This is a genomic window from Psychrobacter sp. TB20-MNA-CIBAN-0197 (assembly GCF_040309765.1).
GTDB lineage: Bacteria > Pseudomonadota > Gammaproteobacteria > Pseudomonadales > Moraxellaceae > Psychrobacter > Psychrobacter submarinus.
In genome coordinates, this window is the sequence record NZ_JBEOPC010000094.1 from 1 (window position 1) to 497 (window position 497).

The following is a 497-nucleotide window of genomic DNA, read 5'->3' on the forward strand; positions in this document are numbered from 1 at the left end:
GTTAAAATACTTGGCGGCGAAAACTTTAATGACCAAATAAAAGCTCTTAGAAACGACCCACAATTCGTAGTTGCTACACCTGGGCGTTTAGCTGATCACATAACAAAACGCTCATTGCAATTGAGTGGACTAGAACTGCTTATTTTTGATGAAGCCGATCGTATTTTAGATTTAGGCTTTACCGAGCAGTTAAAAATGATTAACGAGCAAGCTAATCACCGATTACGCCAAACGTTATTTTTTTCTGCAACACTTGACCATGCACAAGTAGATGCAATATCACGTAACCTATTAAAAAAACCAAAGCAAATTACGCTAAGTGCAGCAAATGAGCAACATAGTGATATTAAACAAACGTTATACCTTGCCGATCACCTTGATCATAAAGAAGCGTTATTAGAGCATTTTTTAAACCAAGATGATGTTGGTCAATGTATTATCTTCACAGCAACGCGTTCTGACACGAGCCGTTTGAGTGAAGCCCTTAATGCTAAAGG

The 497-nt window shown here is 38.0% G+C and carries 1 protein-coding gene; it reads left to right on the forward strand.

Translation table 11 applies throughout. The features are described from left to right. A partial coding sequence (locus AAEY83_RS12805) for a DEAD/DEAH box helicase (RefSeq protein ID WP_351059265.1) occupies positions 1-497 on the forward strand: 497 nt, incomplete at both ends.